This window comes from Cellulosimicrobium sp. 4261 (assembly GCF_040546915.1).
In the GTDB taxonomy this organism is placed as follows: Bacteria; Actinomycetota; Actinomycetes; order Actinomycetales; family Cellulomonadaceae; genus Cellulosimicrobium; species Cellulosimicrobium cinnabarinum.
In genome coordinates, this window is record NZ_JBEPOQ010000018.1 from 1 (window position 1) to 20912 (window position 20912).

Here is a 20912-nt window from a genome sequence, read left to right on the forward strand (position 1 = left end):
GGACCGCCCGCCCCCCCCCCCGGTGGGGGGGCAGCGGGCGGTGGCGGTGGCGCACCCCCCCCCCCCCCCCCCCCCCCGGGGGGGGCGCCCCCCCCCGGGGGGCGGCCCCGGCCCCCGACCCCGTTCTCGTCGACGTCTCGGCGGTGCAGCCGGTCAGCGCGCGCGGCGCTCCAGGCGGTCCATGTCGAGCAGGACGACGGCCCGGCCCTCGCGGCGGACCCAGCCGCGCGTCGCGAAGTCGGCGAGCGCCTTGTTCACGGTCTCGCGCGACGCGCCGACGAGCTGCGCCAGCTCCTCCTGCGTGAGGTCGTGCGCGACGCGGATGCCCTCGTCCGTCTCCTCGCCGAACCGGGTCGACAGGTCGAGGAGCGCCTTGGCGACGCGGCCCGGCACGTCGGAGAACACGAGGTCGGCCAGCGTCTCGTTCGTGCGGCGCAGGCGGCGCGCGAGGGCGTTGAGCAGGTGCTTCGCGACGCTCGGGTGCTTCTCGATCCACTCGACGAGCTGGTCGTGGCCGAGCTCGTAGATGACGGAGTCGGCGACGGAGCTCGCGGTGGCGGTGCGGGGGCCCGGGTCGAAGAGCGAGAGCTCGCCGAACATCTCGCCGGGGCCGAGGATCGACAGGAGGTTCTCGCGGCCGTCGTTGGAGCGGCGCCCCAGCTTGATCTTGCCGCTCGCGATCACGTAGAGGCGGTCGCCCGGCTCGCCCTCGCGGAAGAGCACGTCCCCGCGCGAGAGCTCGATTTGCTGCATCGACTCGAAGAGGGTGCGCGTCTCGTCCGCGTCCATCGTCGCGAACAGGGGGGCGGAGAGCACAACGTCGTCGTCCACGCGGGGTGTCCTATCGTCTCGTCCTCGGAAATGTTCCAGGACAAGTCTGCCCTACCGCTGCAACTCGGGTGTCGGGGGCGGCGGCTACGGTGGGTTCGTGACCACCACCGAGCAGGCCCGCGCGCAGGCTCCGAAGCCCGAGTCGCACCTCGCGCTCGTGCGGCGCGCGCGCCGCACGAACCGTGAGCTCGCGATCACCTACCCGGACGCGCACTGCGAGCTCGACTTCACCACGCCGCTCGAGCTGCTGGTCGCGACGGTCCTCTCGGCCCAGACGACGGACAAGCGCGTGAACCTCACGACGCCTGCGCTCTTCGCGCGGTACCCGGACGCCGCGGCGTACGCGTCGGCGGACCGGGCCGAGCTCGAGGAGATCCTGCGGCCCACGGGCTTCTTCCGCGCCAAGGCCCAGTCGGTCATCGGGATCGGCCAGGCACTCGTCGAGCGGTTCGACGGTGAGGTGCCCGCCCGCCTGGAGGACCTCGTCTCCCTGCCGGGCGTGGGCCGCAAGACGGCGAACGTCGTGCTCGGAAACGCGTTCGGCGTGCCGGGGCTGACCGTGGACACGCACTTCGGCCGCCTCGTGCGCCGCCTGGGGTGGACCACGGAGGAGGACCCGGTCAAGGTCGAGCAGGTCGTCGGCGGTCTGATCGAGAAGTCGGAGTGGACCATGCTCTCCCACCGGCTGATCTTCCACGGCCGGCGCGTCTGCTTCGCGCGCTGGCCCGCGTGCGGCGCGTGCACGATCGCACGGTGGTGCCCGTCGTTCGGCGTCGGCGAGGTCGACCCGGTCAAGGCGGCCGCGCTCGTCAAGACGAGCTGACGGTCTCCCGCCGACCGCCCGGCGACCGCTCGGTCAGCCCGCGGGCCGCTGCGTCGTGGGGAGCCAGTCCAGGAGCAGCTCCGTCACGGTGTCCGGCGCCTCCTCGGGGAGGAAGTGCCCGGCGTCGTCCACGACCTCGAAGCGGAAGTCCCGGGCGAGCGCCGCGCCGTCGGCGTCCGCGAGGTCGCGGCGCAGCAGGCCGTCCTGCGCCGCGTGCACCTGGAGGGCGGGGACCTCCACGGGGTGGCGGAGCGCGGCGAGGAAGCGGCGCCCGTCGGGCCGGGGGGTGGAGCGCACGGCCCAGCGCAGCGACTCCATCGCCGTGTGCGCCGCGAAGGGGATGCGCATGACGGTGCGGTACGTGTCGACGACGTCGGGTGCGAAGGGTTGTGCGGCGCCCGTCGCGAGCACGTCGGCGACGAGGTCGCCGCGGACGAGCGCCCGCTCGGGCAGGGTCGGCACCTGGTAGAACGCGAGCTGGCGCCGCGCGGCGGGCGTGAGCAGCCGCCGGGCCGACGTGTGCAGGCGGGCGGGGTGCGGCGCGGAGAACGCGGCGACCCCGGCCGTCACGGCGGGCTGGAGCGCGGCCATCGCCCAGGCGAGGCTGCCGCCGGTGCCGTGGCCCACGACGACCGCGCGGCCCGACCCCAGCGAGCGGATCACGCCCGCGATGTCGCGCGTGCGCGTCGGGGCGTCGTAGCCGATCGGCGGCTTGTCGGACGCACCGACGCCGCGCACGTCCATGGCGGCGACGCGGTAGCCGGCGGCGGCCAGCGGCTCGAGCTGGTGCCGCCACGCCCACCAGAACTGGGGGAAGGAGTGGAGGAGCACGACGAGGGGCGGGCCGGGGTCCCGCACGCCGCGGTCCTCGGGACCGGCGAGCGCGACGTGGAAGCGGGCCCCGTTGGCCGGCACGAACTCGTGGCGCCAGGGGCCGTCGAGGAGGGCGGACGTGAAGTCGGAGGGGTCGGGCGTCACCCGGACGAACCTACCGGGGTACCGGACCCGCTGTCCGCGGACGACGCGGCGTCCGCCCCGGTGGCATCGGTCCCGCCCGGCTCCGCGGCCGCCGCCGGGCGGCGGTCCTTCGGCGGGTCGAACCGGTAGCCGACGTTGCGCACCGTGCCGATGAGCTGCTCGTGCTCCGGCCCGAGCTTCGCGCGCAGGCGCCGCACGTGGACGTCGACGGTGCGCGTGCCCCCGTAGTAGTCGTAGCCCCAGACCTCCTGGAGGAGCTGCGCGCGCGTGAACACGCGGCCCGGGTGCTGGACGAGGTACTTGAGGAGCTCGAACTCCTTGTACGTGAGGTCGATCGGGCGGCCGCGGAGCCGCGCGGTGTAGCCGCTGGCGTCGATCGCGAGCTCGCCCGCCGCGATCTCCTGCGGGCCGTCCTCGGCCGGTCCGCGCGCGGAGCGCTCGATGACGAGCCGGAGCCGGGCCTCGACCTCGGCCGGGCCGGCGCCCTCCAGCAGGAGGTCGTCCGCACCCCACTCGGCGGTCACCACGGTGAGCCCGCCCTCGGTGAGCACGAGCACGAGCGGGACCGTCAGGCCCGTGGCGTGCAGGAGCCGGCACGTGGTGCGGGCGGCGACGAGGTCGCGGCGCGCGTCCAGCAGCAGGACGTCGGAGTCCGGCGCGTCGACGAGCGCCGACGGCTCCATGGGCAGGACCCGGATGCGGTGCGAGAGCAGGCCGAGCGCGGGCAGCACCTCGACGGAACCGCCTGTCGCGGGGGTGAGGATGAGCAGGTCGGCCATCCGGCACCTCCTTCCGGGTCGCGGGGCGCGGGCGGCGCCCCCGGGCGTCGACGCGTGGCGACCGGGCGGACGGACCTCTACGGGGCACGCCACGTCGTCGGCCACGTCCTCGGTCCGTGGACGGTTACCGTATCGCGTGCCGGCCGCGCGCACGGTGCGTGTCTCACATCGCGCGCGTCCTCTCCCTCGCCGGTGACAGCGCTGCCCGACGGCGACGCGGCAGCCCGCCCGCGCGACCGCCGCTCGATCGCGGAGCGGGGGCCGGTGAGCGGCGCGCGGCGAGTCTCTGCGACACTCTGAGGCGTGCTGCACGACCCGACGCCCTCCCGCGACCCCCGAACGGGGCGCTGACCGCGTGGACCTCTCGACCCGTGCCGTCGTGACGGCATGCCTGGCGGCGGTCGTCGCCGTCGCCGCGTTCTTCGGCCCGCTGCCGCTCACGATCGCGTCGGGCGCCCTGGCTCTGGGCGTCGCGATCGGCTGGCCGCGGCTGCTCGACATCCCCGTCCACGGCGGGACCCGGGTCGTCATCGCGATCGCCGGGCTCGGCGCCGTGGCCGCGACCGCCGCGACGCACGGCGAGCCCGCGCTGCGCCACCTGCCCGTCGTGCTCGCGCTCTCCGTCGTCCTCGCGTTCGTCGCCGAGCTCCTGCGGCGCGACGGCCGTCCGCGCCTCGTCGAGTCGCTCATCGGCACGGTGAGCGGGATCGTCGTGGCGACGTCGAGCGCGGGCTGGATCGCCGCGGGCCGGACCGACGCCGGCGAGTCCCTCGTCGTGACGACGGCCGTCGCGCTCGCCGTGGCGTCCGCGGTGTCCGCGCTGCCGCTCGGCGGGTGGCTCAACGCCGCGCTCACGCTCGGCCTCGCGGTCCTCGCGGGCGGTGCCGTCGGCTATGTCATGCCCGACCTCGAGCTGCTGGGCGGCGTCTGGGCGGGGGTCGTCGCGGGCCTGCTCGTCGCGTCGCTGCACGCGCTCTTCGACCAGCTCCCCGAGCTGCGCGGCCGGCTGGGCGCGTTCTCGGCGACGGCCCTGCCCGTCGCCGTCGGCGGGACCCTGATCTTCGTCGTCGGCCGGGTGATCGTCGGGTGACGCCGTCGCCGCTCGCCGTCGTGCTGCTCGTCGTGACCCTCGTCGGGACGGCGGTGCTCGGCGTGCGGTGGCAGCGCCGCCAGGGTGTGGTGCGGGCCGCGCGCGAGGGAGCGGGCGCCGCGTCGTCCGCCGCCGGGCCCGCGGCCGTCGACTGGGCGACGCACGGCGTCGCGCTCGCGGAGCGCCGCACGTTCGTCCAGTTCTCCGCCGAGCTCTGCGCGCCGTGCCGGGCCACCGCCCGGGTCCTGCGCGACGTGAGCGCCGCGCACCCGGACGTGACGCATCGTGAGATGGACGTCGACGACCACCTCGACCTGGTGCGAACATTCGGCATACTGCGCACGCCGACCGTCCTCGTGCTCGACGCGGAGGGCCGGGAGGTCGCCCGCGCGAGCGGTGGCATGAACCGCGCCCAGGCGCTCGCGGCGCTCGCCGTCGCGGGCCCGGGCGCGCAGCCCGCGAGCGCGCCAGGCAGCTGACCGCCGTCTCCGACGGCCCGACCGGAGGAGACCCGAGTGAGCGACCAGGCAGGCCCGGAGGCCACCGTCACCGAGCCGGACGGCACGCCCGTCGGCATCGACCCGCGCGGTCCGCGCGCGGGGGCGGGCATGACGGCCGTCCTGCTCGCCGTGGTCATCCTGCTCTGGACGTCGCCCGCGGCGCTCGTGCTGCTCGCGGTCGTCGCGGCGAGCTTCCTGCTCGGTACCGTCCGCGGCGCGCAGGGTACCTGGCAGGCGGCCGTCTACCGGCTGGTCCTGCTCCCGCGCATCGGCCCGACGACGGAGCGCGAGGACCCGAGGCCGCCGCGGTTCGCGCAGGCGGTGGGCCTGGTGATCACCGGCGCCGGGGTCGTGCTCGGGCTGCTCGGCGTCGCGGGCGCCGTGCCGGCCGCGGCGGCGCTCGCGCTCGTGGCCGCCGTCCTCAACGCCGCGTTCGGCCTGTGCCTCGGGTGCGAGCTGTACCTGCTGCTGCGCCGGGTCGCGCCCGCCCGCTGACGGCCGTGCGCGGGTCGGTCAGTAGACGAGCGCCTGGGCACCCTCGCGCAGCGCCTCCTCGACGAACACCGCCGCCCCCGCGATGCGCACGCCGGGCAGGACGTCGTCGGCCGTGATCCCGCGGCGCGCCGCGCACTGGGTGCAGACGGTCACCGTGCCCGTGGCGAGGACCGCGTCGAGCAGGTCGGGCAGCGGCGCCGCGTGCTCGAGCTCGAGCTCGGCCGCGCGGCCCGGCACCCCGAACCACGCCGCCTCGCCCGTGAGCCAGACGCTCACCTCGACGCCGGCCGCGACGGCGGCGGCGGCGACGGTGAAGGCCTGGTTCGCGGCCTCGGGCCGGTCGAGCCCGGAGGTCGTCTTGACGACGAGCGAGCGGGAGCGGGGGGCGGCGGCAGGGAGCGAGGAGTCGGTCACGCGGCCGAGCGTAGCCCCGCGGGTGACCACGGCCACGGCGTGCCGGTGCCGTCCGGCCGGTAGGATCGCCCGCATGAGCCCGCACACTCTCGAGCTGATCTTCCTCGGCCTGCTCCTCGCGGCGACGGTCACCATCACGTGGTTCGCCGGGTACGTCGTCTACAAGCTCTTCAAGGGCCAGCGCTGACGTCACCGCACGGGGCCCGTCCCCGCGCGGGCGCCGCGCGTCGCCCGACTCCGAGAGGTGGTCGCTGATGCCGTTCGAGTTCCCCGAAGGCCTCGCTCCCGAGGTGTACCCGCTCGCCTGGCTCGTCGGGAGCTGGCGCGGCGAGGGCGTCGTGAAGTACCCGGGCATCGAGGAGACGCCGTTCGTCCACGACGTCGTGTTCGACCACGACGGCGGCCCCTACCTGCGGTACGAGTCGACGCTGCGCGTCCTCGACGCCGCGATCCCCGAGACCGTGCCCGCGGAGGGCGAGTGGCCCGAGCGTGACGAGGCGACCCTCGACGCCGCGGCCGCCGCGTCGCCCGTCTGGTCGACGGAGACCGGCTACTGGCGCGTGTCGACCGACCGGCCCGAGGGCCTGGAGGACGACCGCCACCCCCTCGAGGTCCTGATCGCCGACCCGGCGGGCCGCGTCTCGGTGTACCTGGGCGCCGTCGGCAACGGCCGCGTGGACCTGGCGAGCGACCTCATCGCGCGCACGTCCACCGCGTCCGAGGTGACGGCCTCGAAGCGGCTCTACGGGTTCGTCGAGGGCCAGCTCCTGTGGGTGTGGGAATTGGCGGCCTTCGGTCAGCCGTTGCAGTCGTACGCGTCCGCGAAGCTGACCCGGCGCCCGTCGGCCTGACGCGCAGGCCACCGGGCAGCCCCGTAGGCCTGCCAGGACCGGACGCGTCGACGAAGGAGGACCACCCGTGACCACCGGTTACACCAGCCCGCTCCTGTCCCGCCACGGCGCCGTGCCCGCGACGGGCCCCGACGAGGGCGTCGCCTGGCACTACGGCGACCCCACCGGGGAGCAGCGCGCGCTGCGCACGGGCGGCGCCGTCGTCGACCAGTCGCACCTGGGCGTCGTGACGGTCACGGGCCCGGACCGGCTGAGCTGGCTGCACTCCATCACGTCCCAGGACCTCACGGACCTCGCACCGCGCACCTCGACCGAGCTGCTCGTGCTCTCGCCGCAGGGCCACGTCGAGCACGCCGCGTCCGTCGTCGACGACGGCACGACGACGTGGCTCGTCACGGAGCGCTCGCACGCCGCCGACCTCGCTGCGTGGCTGGACCGCATGAAGTTCATGCTCCGCGTCGAGATCGCGGACGCCACGGACGAGTGGGCCGCGCTCGGCGAGCCGGTCGACGCCGAGGGCACCGAGGACGAGCCCGTGACCTGGCGCGACCCGTGGCCGCACGTCCTCGCGGGCGGCACGCGGTACGGGCCGCCCGAGGACGAGCACCCGGGGCGGGAGCGCCCGTGGCGGCTCGTGCTCGTCCCGCGCGCGGAGCTGGCCGACTCCGTCGCGGCGCGCGAGGCCGCCGGGTGGCGCCTCGTGGGCACGTGGGCGAGCGAGGCCGCCCGCGTCGAGGCCTGGCGCCCGCGGCTCGCGACGGAGGTCGACCACCGGTCGATCCCGCACGAGACCGACTGGCTGCGCACCGCGGTCCACCTGCACAAGGGCTGCTACCGGGGGCAGGAGACCATCGCGCGCGTGCACAACCTCGGGCGCCCGCCGCGCCGCGTCGTCATGCTGCACCTCGACGGCTCGGGGCACCTGCTGCCCGCACCGGGGGCCGACGTCACGCTCGACGGCCGCTCCGTCGGCACCGTGACGTCGGTCGCGCGCCACCACGAGCTCGGGCCGATCGCGCTCGCGGTCCTCAAGCGGAGCGCGCCGGTCGACGCCGAGCTCCTCGTCGACTGCGACGGAGGCGCGATCTCCGCGGCGCAAGAGGTCGTGGTGCCCGGCGAGGGCGTCTCCGTCGACCGTCCGGCCGCGCGCGGCCCCGTCGGGCGCGGCGTCACGCCGCGCGGCGAGGGCGCACCCACGAGCATGCTGTGACGTCGGGGCCGGCGCGAGGGCAGTCCTCGGGTCCGGGGGCGGTCGACGTCGCCCGGACCGCGTGGCGCCGGCTCCTCCTGCGGGCCCGGATCCGGCAGGGCGCGTCGCGCGTGCGCGTGGCGCTGTGGCCCATCCTCCAGGCGTCGGCGGCCGCGGGTCTCGCGTTCGGCATCGCGCGGTACGGGCTCGGGCACACGGCACCGTTCTTCGCGCCCGTCTCGGCGTGGATCTGCCTCGGCTTCAGCCAGGACCGGCAGCTCCGCCGCGTCCTCGAGCTCGCCGTGGGCGTCGCGATCGGCGTCGGCCTCGGGGACCTCGTGGTCCACGCGATCGGGTCCGGCTGGTGGCAGGTCGCGGTCGTGCTCGCGGTCTCGGCGCTCGCCGCGCGCTTCATCGACCGGGGCGCGATGCTCACGACGCAGGCGGGCGTGCAGGCGATCGTCATCGTCGGGCTCCCGGCCGCGCAGGCGGGCGGCCCGCTCGGGCGGTGGACGGACGCGCTCGTCGGCGGCGCCGTCGCGCTCGCCGTTGCTGCCCTCACGCCGGGCGACCCCCGGCGACGACCCCGTCTGCTCGGGTCCGAGGCGACGACGGAGCTCGCGGGCGTGCTCGACGTGATCGCCCGCGGCCTGCGGGCGCGCGACCCCGCGGACCTCGACGCCGCGCTGGTCCAGGGCCGCGCGTCCGAGGGTGCGCTGGAGGAGTGGCAGTCGTCCGCGTCGTCCGCGCGCGAGCTCGCGCGCGTGAGCGCGGCGGGCCTGCGGCACCGCGACGAGCTGGGCGGGCTCGAGCGGCAGGCGGTCCTCGTCGACCGCGCGATGCGCAGCGTGCGCGTCCTGGCGCGGCGTGCGCGGCCGGTCGCGAGCAGCCCGGACGACCACGAGCTCGACGCCGTGGCGGACCTCGTCGGCCGGTTCGGCGCGGGGGTGCACGTGCTCGCCGAGGCGGTCGGCGCGGGCCGCGACCCGGCGGTCGCGCGCGAGGTCCTCCTCGAGGTGGCCCGGAGCGCCGACCCCCACGTGCTCGGCGACGGCGACTGGCAGGTGCAGTCGCTCGTGATGCTCGTGCGGTCGCCGATCGTCGACGCCCTGGAAGCGGCGGGCGCGACGCCCGAGCAGGCGCGCGACGCGCTCCCCGACCTCTGAGCGCCGGCGCGTGGCGGGTGCGGGCGGCGCCTGCGCTCGCGGTGCGCGCCGCCTGGGCGCACCGGGTATGCACCAGGGGACGACCGGCCCCTGCACAGCGGCACCGCGGGCCGGTACGGTCGGGGCATGGAGGTCCCTGTCAGCGCGCTGCGCGCCGAGCTCAAGTCGTGGATCGAGCGGGCCAGGGACGGTGAGGAGGTCGTCATCACCGAGCGCGGCGTGCCCGTCGCCCGGCTGACCGGCGTCGCGACGGCCGACCTCGTCACGGAGCTCGTGCGCGACGGCGTCCTGGTGCCCCCGGCGGGGGAGCGTCCCGTGCACACGGTGCCCGCGCCGGCGCTCGTCGCGGCGACGGACGGGCCGCGCCCTGCCGGGCCGGACGGGTCGCGTCCCACCGACGGCGCCCGGGCCGCCCGCGGCGGCGGGGTCGCGGCGCTCGTGCGCCGGATCCGGCGCTGAGGGTCCCGCGGTGGCCCTCGTCTACTTCGACGCGAGCGCGCTCGTGAAGCTGTGCGTCCCCGAGGCCGGCTCCGCGCTGGCGAGCCGCCTGTGGAACCGTGCCGACGTCGTCGTCACGAGCCGCCTCGCCGACGTCGAGGTCCGCGCCGCGCTCGCCGCGGGGGCCCGCGGCGGGGTGATCGACGGCTCGGCGCACGCCCGCGCGCTCGGCACCTGGGACACCCTCCGGCCCGCGCTGCACGTGGTCGAGGTGTCCGGCGCGGTCGCCGACCGCGCGTCGCGCCTCGTCTCCGCGGGGTCGATGCGCAGCAACGACGCGGTGCACGTGGCGAGCGCGCTCGCCGTCGCGCACGACGACACGGTCGTGGCCGCCTGGGACCCCCACGTCGTCACGGCGGCGCGTGCCGCCGGGCTGCGCGTGGTGCCGTGGCCGCTCGTCAGACCGTAGGCTCGTGCCCGTGGGAATCTTCGGGTCGCTGCAGTGGATCGTCTACCTCCTCCTGTCGCTGGTCGTGTTCGGGACGCAGCTCTTCGCGCTCGTGGACGCCCTCCGGCGGCCTGCGAGCGCGTTCACGGCGGAGGGCAAGCTGAGCAAGCCGATCTGGCTCGCGATCCTCGGCGTCGCCGCGGCGCTCGGATTCCTCTCGATCCCCCTCGGCGGCGGGATCAACCTCGGCTTCATCGGGATCATCGCGGTCGTCGCGGCGATCGTGTACCTCGTCGACGTGCGCCCGCGCCTCCAGCCGTACGGGAACGGGCGCGGCAACGGGTCGTCCGGCCGGCCGGGCGGCTGGTGAGCGCCGCGGTGACCGACGGCGTCCGCACCGGGGTCGCGCGCGCCGCCGTCCCGCTGGCCGAGGTCGTGCGCGGTGACCTCGTCGAGTCCGTCCACACGGGCCACCTCGTGCTGCTGGACGCCGACGGCGGCACGCTCCTCGAGCGCGGCGACGCCGGCACGGTGATCTGGCCGCGCTCGAGCGTCAAGCCGTTCCAGGCCGTCGCGATGCTGCGGCACGGGCTGCGCCTTCCGCCGCGCCTCCTGGCCCTCGCCGCCGCGAGCCACGACGGCGAGCCCGAGCACCTCGCCGGGGTGCGCGAGATCCTCGCGGGCGCCGGGCTCGACGAGTCCGCGCTGCGCAACACCCCCGACCTCCCGCTGCACCCGCCCGCCGCGCTCGCGTGGCAGGAGGCGGGGAACGGCCCGGCGTCGATCACCCAGAACTGCTCCGGCAAGCACGCGGCGATGCTCGCGACGTGCGTCGTGGCGGGCTGGGACCCGCGCACGTACCTGGAGCACGACCACCCGCTGCAGGTCGCGGTCCGGGAGGCCGTCGCGGAGGCGACGGGCGTCGCGGTCGAGCACGTCACGGTCGACGGCTGCGGGGCGCCGCTCTTCTCGACGACCGTGCGCGGGCTCGCGCGCGCCTTCGGGCGGCTCGCCGCGGCCCCGCAGCACGACCCGGGTTCTCCCGAGGCCGAGGTCGCGCACGCCATGGCGGCGTTCCCCGAGATGGTGGGTGGCACGGGCCGCGACGCGACGCTCGCGATGCGCGCCGTGCCCGGCCTGGTCGCCAAGGACGGGGCCGACGGGGTGTACGGGGCCGCGCTGCCCGACGGCCGTGCGCTCGCCCTCAAGGTGCTCGACGGCGCGTCCCGACCCCGGCCGGCGGTGCTCGCCGCCGCGCTGCGTCGTCTCGGCGCGCTCGACGTCGCGGGGGCGGACGGGCCGGCGCTCGACGCGCTCGGCGACGTGCCGGTCCTCGGTGCGGGGCAGCCGGTGGGCACGGTCCGCGCGGTGCTCGACGAGGCCGCGGCGGACGCCCTGCAGGACCGGCCGCACGGCCCCTCGGCCGACACCGCGCGGCACGCCGACGGGGGTCGGCCGTGAGGGCCGTCGTCCAGCGCGTGACGCGCGCGAGCGTGCGCGTCGTGGCCGACGACGGGACGGCGGAGGTCGTCGGCGCGATCGACCGACCGGGCCTCCTCGCGCTCGTCGGCGTCACGCACGACGACGGCGACGCGCAGGTGGAGACGATCGCGCGCAAGATCGCCGAGCTGCGGATCCTCGCGGGGGAGCGGTCCGTGCTCGACGACGGCGCGCCCGTGCTCGTCGTCAGCCAGTTCACGCTCTACGCGGACACGCGCAAGGGCCGACGCCCGTCGTGGAACGGCGCGGCGCCCGGTCCCGTCGCCGAGCCGCTCGTCGACGCGGTCGTCGACGCGCTGCGCGCCCGCGGGGTCGAGGTCGCGACCGGACGGTTCGGCGCGCACATGGCGGTCGACCTCGTCAACGACGGCCCGGTCACGCTGATCCTCGAGGCCTGACGCGCCGCCGTACGGGCTGTCCCGTACGGGATGTGCGTACGCAGGACCGCGTACGCCGCGCGACGTGCGTGACGCGAAGAGTGTGGGAAGCACGTAGTCCCCCCGCGCCCGCCCGCGGCTACGGTCGCTGACGTCAGCCGGTCGCTCAGGCCCCGCAAAAGGCCGCACCGCCGCGCGTCCGTGCGGGTCGGCGACCGACCTCGTCGACGAGAGGTTCTCTCGATGCACCGTCCTCGCCCGTCCGCCCCGCGCCCCGCTCGCGCCACGCGCGCGGCCGCCGGCCTCACCGCCCTCGCGCTCGCCGCGAGCGGGGCCGTCGCCGCCGCGACGACCGCCGCCGCCGCGCCCGCCGACCTGACCGCCACGACGGCGGCCACCGCCCCCACGCCCGACTCGCCGAACGGCGACGCCGCCCTCAACGGGTACCGCAACGTCGGCTACTTCATGTCCTGGGCCCCGGAGAACTACGGCTACACCGTGCGCGACTTCGTCGAGTCCGGCCAGGCCGAGCAGATCACCCACGTGAACTACGCGTTCGGCAACATCCACCCGACCGACCTCACGTGCTTCCTCGCGGACGCCCCGGGCACGCCCGAGCCGGGCGGGAACGACGGCGCCGGCGACGCGCAGGCCGACTTCGTGCGGGCCGTCTCCGCCGAGGACTCCGTCGACGGCGTCGCGGACACGGCGGACCAGGCGCTCGCCGGCAACTTCAACCAGCTCCGCAAGCTCAAGGAGCAGCACCCCGACACCAAGGTCCTCATGTCGCTCGGCGGCTGGACCTGGTCGAAGTTCTTCTCGAAGGCCGCGGCGACGCCCGAGAGTCGCGAGAAGTTCGTCGCGTCGTGCATCGACCTCTACATCGACGGCAACCTGCCCGTGATCGACGGCCGCGGCGGCCTCGGCGCGGCCGCAGGCCTGTTCGACGGCATCGACGTCGACTGGGAGTGGCCCGGGGCGCCCGACTGGTCGCAGCACCCCGAGAACCACGTCGACCCCGTCAACGACAAGGCGAACTTCACCGCCCTCCTCGCCGAGTTCCGCAAGCAGCTCGACGAGCGCGGCGCCGCGCGGGGCGAGGACTACCTGCTCTCCGCCTACATCCCGGTGAGCCCCACCGTGGTGAACGCCGGCTGGGACGCCCCCACGATCTTCGACTACCTCGACTACGGCAACATGCAGGGCTACGACCTGCACGGCGGCTGGTCGCCGAACCTCGCCGGGCACCAGGCGAACCTCCACGACACCACGCAGCCGGGCACGATCTCGCTCGAGGACGGCATCGACCTCTACCTGTCGCGCGGCGTCGACCCCGCCCAGCTCACGCTCGGCATCCCGGCGTTCGGCCGCGGCTGGTCCGGCGTCGAGGCCGGCGACTCGAACGGTGCCTGGCAGCCCGCCGCGGGCGTCGCCCCCGGCACCTACGAGGCCGGGAACAAGCAGTACTTCGAGCTGCGCGACCACGGGACGGAGTACTTCGACGAGGCCAGCGGCGCCTCGTGGCGCTACGACGGCGACCAGTGGTGGAGCGTCGACACGCCGCGCGCCGTCGCGCACAAGGCGTCGTGGATCACGGAGAAGGGCCTCGGCGGCTCGATGTTCTGGGACCTCGCGGGCGACTACGAGGACGAGCTCGTCGGCACGGCGGCCGACGTCTACCGCGCGGGCCCGGCCGGTCCGGTCGACCCGACCGCGCCGGGCTCGTGCTTCCCGGGCTGGGACCGCAGCACCTCGTACGTCGGAGGGCGCGTCGTCGCGCACGAGGGCGTGAACTACCGCGCCGCGTGGTGGGTCCGCACGAACGTCCCGGGCACGGAGAAGTGGTACCCGGCCTGGCGCGTCGTCGGCACCTGCGCCTGACCTGAGGGTGCGGTGCGCGACCTCGGCCGCGCACCGCACCGTCCGGCGTTCAGCGCAGCCAGCCGCGGCGCTTGATGTACGCCAGCGGGATGACCGCGGCGACGAGCGTCACCAGGACCGTGAGCGTGAACCCGTACGGCCGGTCGAGCTCGGGCATGTGCGTGAAGTTCATGCCGTAGAACGACGCGATGAGCGTCGGGGGCAGGAACACCGCGGTGATGATGGTGAAGACCTTGACGATCTGCGCCTGCTTGACGTCGAGCGACGTCATGATCGCCTGCTGCAGGTAGCGCACCTTGTCGTGCTCGAACCCGGCGTGCTGCTTCACGCCGTCGACGTCCGCGACGAGGGTCTCGACGAGCCCCGCGAGCACCGGGTCCGAGTCCGCGATCTCGCTGCGCAGGTGCCGCGCGGCGCGCGCGAGCGAGAGCTGGGACTCCTGGGCTCGCGACACGATCTCCTCGGCGCGGTTCATGCGCGTGATCGTGTCCTGCATGTCGCTCACCCCGATCTCCCGGCCGCGCGAGTCGACGCCGCGCGTGGCCTCGTCGATCTCGTCGGACATGTCCTCGAGCAGGTCGCTCGCGTAGGACACGACGCGGTCCGCCGCCTCGTTGAGCGCGTAGAGCAGCGCGTACGCGACGCCGTACGACGAGCCGATGAGCCACGGCGTGCGGCGCATGCGGGCGATCGCCTTGTCGAAGACGGCGTAGTGCCGCTGCGGCTGGGCCGTCACGACGACGTCGGCGGACAGGGCGAGCACGATGCGCTCGTCCACGACCCGGTCGCCGTCGCGCCGGGTCGCCGTCACCGGCAGGTAGACGTGCGCGTCCGTCTCCCAGACGCGCCCTCCGGCGGCCGCGAAGTCGACGCCGTGCTCGGCCGCGCGGGCCGCGGACTCCGGGTCGCCCACCGCGACCTGCACCCAGCGCGAGCGCAGGACGCGCGGGTCGAACCGGGGCGCGCCGTCGCCGTGCGCACGGGCGTGCAGGTCGAGCCCGCCGCGCGCGGGGGCGGGCAGGCGGGTCTCCGTCCGGGGAGCGAGGCCCGGGGTCTCGGGCAGCATCGTCGTCATCACGCACCGCCGGCCGTGAAGTGCGCGGTGAGGAGCGCGGCGCAGATGAACAGGTAGAGCCCCACGGTGAAGGAGATCGACTGCCGTTCGAGGTTCGGCCGGCGCGCGCGGCGCCGCTCCTCGCGCGGGGCACGCAGGGGCGTCCGGGCGGGGCGCGTCCGCACCGGGGTCGCGGCAGGGGTGGCGACGGGCGTGGTGGCGGGTCCCGTGGCAGGGGAACGCTGGGTCATGGTGGTCGTCCTTTCCGGCGGGCGGACGCACGGGCGCGGCCACGTACGGGCGGCGCGGGAGCGTCGGCGGGGGAGGTCCGGCGGCGCGCACGAGGCGCGCGCGGAGCGCACTGGCGACCTCCCCGCGCGGGACGGACGACGGCCGGGGACGCAGGGACCTGCGTCGGCCGGGCTCAGGCGTCGGGTCGCGAGCCACGGGGGGTGAGCGCGCAGTGCACGGATCTATGACTGCTGCCGTCAGGCATGGGGCTCACCTCGCTCTCGTGGCGGCGGCGCCGTGGGCGCCGCACCCGGGTCGGGACGCACGAGGGTCGTGGCCGCGACGGGGATCGAGCCCAGGCTAGCCCTCCGGGCAGCGGGCAGCAACCGTCGAGGTGCGGGTGTCGGCCCAGGTGGCGGCCGTGTGACGGGCGGGAAACGATGAGGTGATCCCTTGTTTACGGAGGGTTGTTAACATTTCATCCGGTCGACGGGCGACGAAGCCCCCGGACGGAGGGTCCCGACATGTCAGAACAGCAGGACTACATGGTTCCCGAGCCGGTCCGTCGCGCGGACTCGCGGTTCGCACGACGGCTCGAGCGGCTCTCGTCCCGCGCGCAGGAGGTCGACCGCGCGCTCGCCGCCGTGAGCGAGGGCAAGGGCGGTCTCGTGTGGACCGCCGAGCACGGCATGGGTGCGAGCGCGACGCTCGAGCTGGTGTGCGAGGCCGTCGCGACGCACGAGTTCGCGCAGCCGACCGTCACGCTCCGCTGTCGCCCGCCCGCGGGCGTCCCTGCTCCGGGGTCGGCCGTCGTCTCCGTCGTGTCGCAGGTGTCGCAGCTCGCGGGCGGCGTCGTCCCCGAGCGGCTCACGCGGGTCCTCGAGCCGGTCGACCCAGGCTTCGGCTACCTCCCTGAGGTAGCGGCGGTCGCGCTCGCCGAGCTCCTCGTCGCGACGTTCGACGGCGCGACCGTCGTCCTCGTCGCCGACGACCTGCACCTCCAGGACGAGCTGAGCCGGTCGGTCCTCGCGAGCCTCGTCGCGCAGCGGCACGCGCCCGTCGTCCTGCTCGGGACCGCGCCGGCGGGTGCGCTCGACCCGTCCGTGGGGCCGTTCGAGCTGCGCGCCGTCCCGCCGCTCGCGCCCGCCGACGCGCTCCACCTCCTGCTCGTCGAGCGTCGGCTCGCCGTCGCCCCGCACGTCGCGGCGCGGCTCGCGCACCTCCTCGGCGGCAACGCCGCGGCGATCACGCAGACGGCGGCGCTCCTCACGCCCGAGCAGCTCTCGGGCGGGTCGATCCTGCCCGACCCGCTGCCCGCGGTCCCCGCCGTCCGGTCCCTCTTCGCCGACCGGCTCGCCGCGCTCAGCGAGGCGGAGCGCCAGGCGCTGCTCGTCGCGGCGGTCGCCGTCGTCGACCGCACGGAGCTCGTGCTGTCCGCGACGGGGCTCGCGATGGAGCAGGTCCTCGACGGCCCGCTCGCGGAGCACCTCGTCCTCGCGGGGGGCCGCTTCGCGTTCGTCGACCCGCGCATGCGCTCGCTCGTCCACGCGGACGCGCGCCTCGCCGAGCGCACGGCGGCGCACGTGGCGCTCGCGGAGGCGCACCGGCGCGCGGGCGAGGAGGACGTCGCGGTGTGGCACTCGGCGCTCGCGACCCTCGTCGGCGACCCGGCGCTCGTCCCGGGCCTCCTGCGCATCGCGCGCCGCCACCTCGACCGCGGCGACGTCGTCTGGGCGCACGAGGTCGCGCGCGAGGCGGCGAGCCAGGCGGGCGCCGAGCACCGTGCGGAGGCGTTCGCGATCGCCGGGGTCGCGGCCCTGCGGTCGGGCCACGTGCAGGACGCCGCCGACTGGCTGCGCAAGGCCTCGCGGAGCGGGGACGACGCGCTGCGCGCCTGCACGCTCGGCCCGCTCGTCGCGGCGCTCACGCTCGCCGAGGGCCAGGTGCCCGACGACGTCCTGTCGCCCTACCTGCGCGGGGGGCGGCCGGACGGCCTCCCCGCGGACGCGGTCGCCGGGGTCGTCACGGGCGTGCTCACGGCGGCGCGGCTGCACGCCGAGCGGGGCGACGGCGTGAGCACGTCCCAGCTCCTCGACACCGCGACGTTCCTCGCGTCGTGGTGCGAGGACGACGCGACCGCGGCCCGCCTCGCGCTCGCCCGGTCGTGGGCCGCGGTGTTCGGGGTGGGGGAGCGCGGCGTCGTGCCCGACGTCGACCTGGGCCCGGACCACGAGGCCGCGCTCCAGGTGAGCCGGGCCCTCGGGCTCGCCGCCGACGACCGGCTGGACGACGCCGCGCAGACGCTCGCGAGCGTCGTCGCCTCCCTGGCCCCGGTGCGCGACGGCGGTCGGTGGTTCGACGGCCCGGACGCCGCCCTCACACCGCTCGCCGAGGCGCACGTCCGGCTCGCGCAGGCGCTCGTGCACCTGTGGCGCGGCACCCTCACGCGCGCCGCGGACGAGCTCGCGGAGGCCGCGTTCCGGCTGCCGCTCGGCCTGCCCTTCGCGGGGATGGGCGTGGCCGCCGCGCGTCGGCTCGACATGATGACCCGGGGGGTCGTCGGGCCCGTCGCGACGGCGCTCGAGGAGACGTGCGCGAGCCCGACGTCGCGGCCCGTGCGCCTCGGCCTGCTCGTGGACCGCGCGATGGGCGCCGCGTTCGCCCACCACGTGACCCAGGCCGCGACGCTGCTCGAGCTCGCCGCGGAGCGCGAGCGCCCCGACAGCGCACGCATGCTGCCGCTGCCCGGCCTGGACGACGTCGAGGCATGGGTCGTCGCCGGGCGCCACGACGCGGCGCAGCGCGCGCTCGCGCGGCGCCGGGTCGACGCCAAGGAGCTGCCGCCGTCGCTGCGGTCGGCGACCCTCGTGCGCGCCGACGTCTCGCTCGCCGCGCCCGAGGACCTCACCGCGCCGCTCGAGCGGGCCACGCGCGTGAACCGCACGACCGCGTCGCCCTACGAGCACGCGCGGACCGACCTGTGCGCCGCGCGCGCCCTCGTGCGCGCGGGCGAGCTGCAGCGCGCCCACGGCCTGTTCCTGTCCGCGATCGAGCTGTTCGACGACGCGGGCGCGGACGCCTGGACGACGATCGCGCTCGACGAGCACGCCGAGGTGGTCCGCCTCCTCGGCGGCCCGGTGCCCGAGGACCTGACCGTCGCGGTGCCCGGCCCGCCCGGTGTCCCCGGCGTCCTGGGCGGCGGAGCCGTCGGCCCGGCCGGGGCGTGGCCCCACGCCACGCGGGCCGCCGGCCTGCCCACCGCGGCCCTCGGGGTCGCGCGCGCCGGCGCCGAGGCGCAGGCCGCGCTGCGCACCGCCCCGCCGGACGCGTGCCGGCTCGCGGTGCGCGAGAGCGACGTGACGGACGAGGCGCTCGCGGAGCTGCGGGGCCGGTGGGCCGACGAGCTCACGGAGCGCGAGCTCGACGTCGCGCTCCTCGTCGTCCAGGGGGCCTCGAACCGGGAGGCGGCGGACCAGCTGTACCTGTCCGTGCGCACCGTGGAGGTCCATCTCGGACGCGTCTTCCGCAAGCTCGGCGTGCGCTCGCGCGTCGAGCTCACGGTGCTGGCGCACCGCGTGGGCCGCTGAGACGAGGGCGTTTCGAGGGTTCTCGTCAGCATTTGTCCACTTTTGTCCTACGGGTCTTCCCCTACGCCGACCCCGCGGACGCGCCGCGAACACTGCGGGAAGCGCGGATCACGCGCGGGGTCCGGCGTGGCTACGTTCGGGGTGACCTGAGGGCAGGGCGGCCCCGACGACGGCGCCGCCGCAGCTCCCCGCACGAGCACGAGGCAGGACCCATGGACGTGTCCCTCTCCACCCGACCACCGCGCCCGGCCCGGCGGCGCGGCGTGCGCCTCGCGGCGCTCGCGACGGCGGCCGCCCTCGTCGGCGGCCTCCTCGCGGGCGTCGCGCCGGCGCAGGCGGCGCCGACCGCCACGACGGCGGTCGGCAACCCCGGCGACAGCGACGTCAACGGCTACCGCAACGTCGGCTACTTCACCCAGTGGGGCGTGTACGGCCGCGCCTTCCCGCTCAAGAAGGTGCAGGACTCCGGCGCGGCCGCGGACCTCACCCACATCAACTACTCGTTCGGCAACATCCATCACCAGAACCTCACGTGCTTCATCGCGAACAAGGCGCAGGGCACGGGGCCGAACGGCTCCGACGGCGCAGGCGACGCGTGGGCCGACTTCGGTATGGGCTACACGGCCGCGAACTCCGTCGGCGGCGTCGCCGACGCGTGGGACCAGCCGCTCGCGGGCTCGTTCAACCAGCTCAAGCAGCTCAAGGCGAAGAACCCGCAGCTGCGCGCGCTCATCTCGATCGGCGGCTGGACCTGGTCGAAGAACTTCTCCCGCGCGGCGGCGACGCAGGCGTCCCGCGAGAAGCTCGTGTCGTCGTGCATCGACCTCTACATCAAGGGCAACCTGCCCGTGATCGACGGCCGGGGCGGGCCGGGTGCGGCCGCCGGCGTGTTCGACGGCATCGACATCGACTGGGAGTGGCCGGGCTCGAACAACGGTGAGGTCGGCAACTCCGTCGACCCCGTGAACGACCGCGAGAACTTCCGGCTCCTGCTCGCCGAGTTCCGCAAGCAGCTCGACGCCTACGGCGCGCAGACCGGCAAGCACTACCTGCTCTCGGCGTTCCTGCCCGCCAACCCGGCCGACATCGCGGCGGGCGGCTGGAACGATCCGCGCATCTTCCAGTCCCTCGACTACGGCAACGTGCAGGGCTACGACCTCCACGGTGCCTGGGACCCGGCGCTGGCCGGCCACCAGGGCAACCTCTACGACGACCCGGCCGACCCGCGCGCCGCGAGCCGCCAGTTCAGCGCGGACAAGGCCGTGCAGGAGTACCTCCGCGCCGGCGTCGCCCCGAGCCGGCTCGGCCTCGGTCTCGCCATGTACGGCCGTGGCTGGAAGGGCGTCACGTCGTCGCAGCCGTGGTCGGCCGCGAACGGGGCGGCCCCCGGCACGTGGGAGGCGGGCAACGAGGACTACGACAAGCTCCGCACGCGGGGCCAGGACTACTACGACCCGACGACCGTCTCCGCCTGGCGGTACGACGGCGACCAGTGGTGGAGCTACGACAACGCCCGGTCGGTGGCGGCCAAGGCCGAGTACATCGACCGCCTGAACCTGGGAGGCGCCATGTGGTGGGACCTGTCCGGCAACCACGACGGCACGCTGCTCGGCGGCTTCACGGACAAGGTCCGCACGCTGCCCGCCGGTCCCGTCGACGGCACGAGCGGCCCGACGAACCCGCCGACCAACCCGCCGACCAACCCGCCGACCAACCCGCCGACCAACCCGCCGACCAACCCGCCGACGAACCCCCCGACCAACCCGCCGACCAACCCGACGGCCTGCGTGGCCGCGTGGTCGGCCGCGACGGTCTACACGGGCGGGGCGACGGCGTCGTTCGAGGGCAAGAACTACCGCGCGAAGTGGTGGACCCAGGGCGACAGGCCGAGCGCGGGCGGTCCGTGGGAGGCGACGGGCGCGTGCGGCGGGACCACCCCGACGACCCCGCCGACGACGCCGCCCACGAACCCCCCGACCACGCCGCCCACGACGCCGGGCACGTGCACCGCGCCGGCGTGGTCCGCGACCGTGGCCTACACCGGGGGCGCGACGGTCTCCTACCAGGGCCAGTCCTACCGCGCGAAGTGGTGGACGCAGAACAACGTCCCGGGCGCGGAGCAGTACGGCCCGTGGCAGGCCCTCGGCGCGTGCTGACGACCTGCCGGACCTCCTGACGCGGGACCGCCGGGGCGGCCCGCGGGTACGGGGAAACCCGTACCCGCGGGCCGCCATCGTGTGGTTCTCCCGCATCTCGACCAACCCTCGCGCTCGTTAGCGT

21 protein-coding genes are annotated in these 20912 nt (G+C 75.9%); 15 read left to right on the forward strand and 6 right to left on the reverse strand.

The window, feature by feature from the left end; genetic code table 11:
* Positions 1 to 153: 153 nt before the first annotated feature.
* A complete protein-coding gene (locus ABIE39_RS16850) occupies positions 154 to 831 on the reverse strand; it encodes a Crp/Fnr family transcriptional regulator (protein WP_021481784.1) in 678 nt (225 codons plus the stop codon).
* A 97-nt stretch (positions 832 to 928) separates the two neighbouring features.
* Here ABIE39_RS16850 and nth point away from each other — a divergent pair, with 97 nt between their 5' ends.
* Positions 929 to 1654, forward strand: a complete 726-nt coding sequence (nth, locus tag ABIE39_RS16855) for an endonuclease III (RefSeq protein WP_354052699.1) — start codon at positions 929 to 931, stop codon at positions 1652 to 1654.
* A gap of 33 nt (positions 1655 to 1687) precedes the next feature.
* Here nth and ABIE39_RS16860 read toward each other — a convergent pair whose 3' ends face one another.
* Together ABIE39_RS16860 and ABIE39_RS16865 are read right to left on the reverse strand one after the other, a co-directional pair.
* Positions 1688 to 2632, reverse strand: coding sequence for an alpha/beta fold hydrolase (locus tag ABIE39_RS16860; RefSeq protein ID WP_257418509.1), 945 nt, complete (start codon positions 2630 to 2632; stop codon positions 1688 to 1690).
* Positions 2629 to 3411, reverse strand: a complete 783-nt coding sequence (locus ABIE39_RS16865) for a winged helix-turn-helix transcriptional regulator (protein WP_255437391.1) — start codon at positions 3409 to 3411, stop codon at positions 2629 to 2631. The genes ABIE39_RS16860 and ABIE39_RS16865 overlap by 4 nt, the downstream gene beginning before the upstream one ends.
* A 355-nt stretch (positions 3412 to 3766) precedes the next feature.
* Here ABIE39_RS16865 and ABIE39_RS16870 point away from each other — a divergent pair, with 355 nt between their 5' ends.
* Genes ABIE39_RS16870 through ABIE39_RS16880 form a run of 3 tightly spaced genes read left to right on the forward strand, consistent with a single transcriptional unit; the run spans position 3767 to position 5496 of the window.
* Positions 3767 to 4501: a hypothetical protein gene (locus tag ABIE39_RS16870; protein ID WP_043654716.1), complete on the forward strand. Its 735-nt coding sequence runs from the start codon at positions 3767 to 3769 to the stop codon at positions 4499 to 4501.
* A complete protein-coding gene (locus ABIE39_RS16875; protein WP_186810509.1) occupies positions 4498 to 4980 on the forward strand; it encodes a thioredoxin domain-containing protein in 483 nt (160 codons plus the stop codon). The genes ABIE39_RS16870 and ABIE39_RS16875 overlap by 4 nt, the downstream gene beginning before the upstream one ends.
* Positions 4981 to 5016: 36 nt before the next feature.
* Positions 5017 to 5496: a DUF4395 domain-containing protein gene (locus ABIE39_RS16880; RefSeq protein ID WP_255437390.1), complete on the forward strand. Its 480-nt coding sequence runs from the start codon at positions 5017 to 5019 to the stop codon at positions 5494 to 5496.
* A gap of 18 nt (positions 5497 to 5514) precedes the next feature.
* Here ABIE39_RS16880 and ABIE39_RS16885 read toward each other — a convergent pair whose 3' ends face one another.
* Positions 5515 to 5910, reverse strand: a complete 396-nt coding sequence (locus ABIE39_RS16885; RefSeq protein ID WP_255437389.1) for a DsrE family protein — start codon at positions 5908 to 5910, stop codon at positions 5515 to 5517.
* A 254-nt stretch (positions 5911 to 6164) separates the two neighbouring features.
* Between ABIE39_RS16885 and ABIE39_RS16890 the strand changes: the two genes are divergently transcribed.
* The 9 genes from ABIE39_RS16890 (at position 6165) to ABIE39_RS16930 (ending at position 13760) form a co-directional block, all read left to right on the forward strand.
* Positions 6165 to 6761, forward strand: a complete 597-nt coding sequence (locus ABIE39_RS16890) for a heme-binding beta-barrel domain-containing protein (protein ID WP_175010015.1) — start codon at positions 6165 to 6167, stop codon at positions 6759 to 6761.
* A gap of 67 nt (positions 6762 to 6828) precedes the next feature.
* Positions 6829 to 7971 carry a CAF17-like 4Fe-4S cluster assembly/insertion protein YgfZ gene (ygfZ, locus tag ABIE39_RS16895; RefSeq protein ID WP_255437388.1) on the forward strand — a complete coding sequence of 381 codons (1143 nt, stop codon included), beginning with the start codon at positions 6829 to 6831 and terminating at the stop codon, positions 7969 to 7971.
* Positions 7968 to 9116, forward strand: coding sequence for an FUSC family protein (locus tag ABIE39_RS16900; RefSeq protein WP_354052704.1), 1149 nt, complete (start codon positions 7968 to 7970; stop codon positions 9114 to 9116). Before ygfZ ends, ABIE39_RS16900 begins: the two co-directional genes overlap by 4 nt.
* Before the next feature lie 126 nt (positions 9117 to 9242).
* On the forward strand, positions 9243 to 9575 hold the full coding sequence (locus ABIE39_RS16905) for a type II toxin-antitoxin system prevent-host-death family antitoxin (RefSeq protein ID WP_175010013.1): 333 nt from the start codon (positions 9243 to 9245) through the stop codon (positions 9573 to 9575).
* Between the two features lie 10 nt (positions 9576 to 9585).
* Positions 9586 to 10023 (forward strand): type II toxin-antitoxin system VapC family toxin, encoded by a 438-nt coding sequence (locus ABIE39_RS16910; RefSeq protein ID WP_061267981.1) that lies wholly within the window; start codon positions 9586 to 9588, stop codon positions 10021 to 10023.
* 10 nt (positions 10024 to 10033) lie between these two features.
* A complete protein-coding gene (locus ABIE39_RS16915) occupies positions 10034 to 10372 on the forward strand; it encodes a DUF2516 family protein (protein ID WP_286185721.1) in 339 nt (112 codons plus the stop codon).
* Positions 10369 to 11463, forward strand: coding sequence for an asparaginase (locus tag ABIE39_RS16920; RefSeq protein WP_354052707.1), 1095 nt, complete (start codon positions 10369 to 10371; stop codon positions 11461 to 11463). Before ABIE39_RS16915 ends, ABIE39_RS16920 begins: the two co-directional genes overlap by 4 nt.
* Positions 11460 to 11900 carry a D-aminoacyl-tRNA deacylase gene (dtd, locus tag ABIE39_RS16925; protein WP_043660312.1) on the forward strand — a complete coding sequence of 147 codons (441 nt, stop codon included), beginning with the start codon at positions 11460 to 11462 and terminating at the stop codon, positions 11898 to 11900. Before ABIE39_RS16920 ends, dtd begins: the two co-directional genes overlap by 4 nt.
* A 222-nt stretch (positions 11901 to 12122) precedes the next feature.
* Entirely contained in the window at positions 12123 to 13760 is a 1638-nt protein-coding gene (locus tag ABIE39_RS16930; RefSeq protein ID WP_175010011.1) for a glycosyl hydrolase family 18 protein, read from the forward strand.
* A 49-nt stretch (positions 13761 to 13809) separates the two neighbouring features.
* Here ABIE39_RS16930 and ABIE39_RS16935 read toward each other — a convergent pair whose 3' ends face one another.
* Positions 13810 to 14835: a CorA family divalent cation transporter gene (locus tag ABIE39_RS16935; protein ID WP_108047806.1), complete on the reverse strand. Its 1026-nt coding sequence runs from the start codon at positions 14833 to 14835 to the stop codon at positions 13810 to 13812.
* Positions 14835 to 15065 carry a hypothetical protein gene (locus tag ABIE39_RS16940; RefSeq protein ID WP_043659205.1) on the reverse strand — a complete coding sequence of 77 codons (231 nt, stop codon included), beginning with the start codon at positions 15063 to 15065 and terminating at the stop codon, positions 14835 to 14837. The genes ABIE39_RS16935 and ABIE39_RS16940 overlap by 1 nt, the downstream gene beginning before the upstream one ends.
* Positions 15066 to 15569: 504 nt before the next feature.
* On the opposite strand from ABIE39_RS16940, the gene ABIE39_RS16945 reads away from it, so the two are divergent.
* Together ABIE39_RS16945 and ABIE39_RS16950 are read left to right on the forward strand one after the other, a co-directional pair.
* The gene (locus ABIE39_RS16945; RefSeq protein ID WP_354052710.1) at positions 15570 to 18632 is read left to right on the forward strand and encodes a helix-turn-helix transcriptional regulator; all 3063 of its coding nucleotides are present in this window, start codon (positions 15570 to 15572) and stop codon (positions 18630 to 18632) included.
* 212 nt (positions 18633 to 18844) lie between these two features.
* Complete coding sequence (locus tag ABIE39_RS16950) at positions 18845 to 20788, forward strand: glycosyl hydrolase family 18 protein (RefSeq protein ID WP_354052712.1); 1944 nt, start codon at positions 18845 to 18847, stop codon at positions 20786 to 20788.
* Positions 20789 to 20912: the final 124 nt, after the last annotated feature.

Bases quoted from the DNA above. Each gene is read 5' to 3' on its own strand.
- ABIE39_RS16865 (WP_255437391.1), bottom strand. From the start codon at position 3,411: ATGGCCGACCTGCTCATCCTCACCCCCGCGACAGGCGGTTCCGTCGAG.
- ABIE39_RS16890 (WP_175010015.1), top strand. From the start codon at position 6,165: ATGCCGTTCGAGTTCCCCGAAGGCCTCGCTCCCGAGGTGTACCCGCTC.
- ABIE39_RS16905 (WP_175010013.1), top strand. From the start codon at position 9,243: ATGGAGGTCCCTGTCAGCGCGCTGCGCGCCGAGCTCAAGTCGTGGATC.
- ABIE39_RS16930 (WP_175010011.1), top strand. From the start codon at position 12,123: ATGCACCGTCCTCGCCCGTCCGCCCCGCGCCCCGCTCGCGCCACGCGC.
- ABIE39_RS16935 (WP_108047806.1), bottom strand. From the start codon at position 14,835: ATGACGACGATGCTGCCCGAGACCCCGGGCCTCGCTCCCCGGACGGAG.
- ABIE39_RS16940 (WP_043659205.1), bottom strand. From the start codon at position 15,065: ATGACCCAGCGTTCCCCTGCCACGGGACCCGCCACCACGCCCGTCGCC.
- ABIE39_RS16945 (WP_354052710.1), top strand. From the start codon at position 15,570: ATGTCAGAACAGCAGGACTACATGGTTCCCGAGCCGGTCCGTCGCGCG.
- ABIE39_RS16950 (WP_354052712.1), top strand. From the start codon at position 18,845: ATGGACGTGTCCCTCTCCACCCGACCACCGCGCCCGGCCCGGCGGCGC.